The sequence below is a fragment of the Paenibacillus barengoltzii G22 genome (genome assembly GCF_000403375.2).
Lineage (GTDB): Bacteria > Bacillota > Bacilli > Paenibacillales > Paenibacillaceae > Fontibacillus > Fontibacillus barengoltzii.
On sequence record NZ_KE159652.1, the window covers coordinates 538,746 to 540,289 of the forward strand.

The window sequence follows — 1,544 nt, forward strand, 5'->3', positions numbered from 1 at the left end:
AGCCCTTATGGTTATCAGCCGATGAAGGGTGAACCGACAGGAGTCAGCCCTTATGGTTATCAGCCGATGAAGGGCGAGCCGACAGGAGTCAGCCCATATGGTTATGAGCCGATGAAGGGCGAGCCGACAGGAGTCAGTCCTTACACCTATGGCCCGAACCCATCCCCGAACTTATCCTATCCAGGTCATGTTATGCCACAGTACACACTTCCGGCCATGGGTTACGCTCCATCCCCTTGTGGCTGCTCGGGAACAATGTCTCCTTACCCGTATACGACCCAGGAAGCCTATCCGCCTTTTTATCAGTATCCCATTGCCGCTGAACCCGTATCTGGGTATTATGGCAATCCGGCACCAACAGCATTGTCACCAGCAGAAGGGGAGTATCCGGGGATATCAAATGCTAATGCGCCAGTCTCACAAATGCCGAACATGGGAGCGGTAAGCCCGTACGCAAATCCGAATCCGAATATGCAGCCTCAGGCAGTATCACCGCAATCCGTATCTCCTGAAGTAAATAACAATCCATTCTATCCACAAACGATGGATTGGGGACATCATCCCGGAATGATGCCTTGTTATGGTCCGCCTGTGCCAGGCTATCCAACATCGGTTATGCCGTCATCCTATTATCCGATGGCCTATCCAGGAGCGAATAACATGGCTCCGCTAGCTAACGAACCTTTGAAGGGTGAAGTAGGCGGGATCGAAAACATGAAGGGGCACTTTAATCGGGAGGTCCAATCTTCTACTTCCGACGACGAGACGGAGGAGAGTGAGTCCCAGAAAACAGAGGCAAAATCAAAAACGTCTAACTCATCTAAAAAAAACGTGAAAATTTCGGGCAACCCTGACGCGCAGCCAAGTCCGAAGAAACAAAGTAAATCGAGTAACGGAGTGGCAGGCAAAAAAAATCGTCAACGTACTGGCAGCTCGAATGGACGCCGGAATCCGTGGATTAACGCTTAACAAGTAAACAAAGCAGGGGAGGTAACTCTCCTGTTTTGTTTTTTTTCTCGTGTAATGACTTGAGCATGGATGTGGAATATGATATATTAAATGTCCCATGAAAACTACGAATTATATTGAGTTGAGAGTGGGGTATCGAGAGAAAACGAGTTGTCTGATCCCTTAAATAAAAAAAGTTCAAAAAAAGGCTTGCGATTCTGATCTCGATATGTTATATTATTTAAGTCGCCGCTGAAACACGGCGATAACGAAAGAACGAAGTTGATCTTTGAAAACTGAACAACGAGTGAGTAATTAAACTGAGATTTTAAGGATGAATTTCAAACCGGTGTACTCAGGTCTTGAAATTCGATCCGATCTCGTCAGTTTTTTCTAAATGAGCAAGTCAAACACTACTTTATTGGAGAGTTTGATCCTGGCTCAGGACGAACGCTGGCGGCGTGCCTAATACATGCAAGTCGAGCGGAGTTTATCGGGAGCTTGCTCCTGATAAACTTAGCGGCGGACGGGTGAGTAACACGTAGGCAACCTGCCCGTAAGACTGGGATAACTACCGGAAACGGTAGCTAATACCG

1 pseudogene is annotated in these 1,544 nt (G+C 47.4%); it reads left to right on the forward strand.

The window, feature by feature from the left end:
• Positions 1 to 969, forward strand: a pseudogene (locus C812_RS22175) (hypothetical protein); the annotation flags it as partial.
• Between the last annotated feature and the right edge of the window lie 575 nt (positions 970 to 1,544).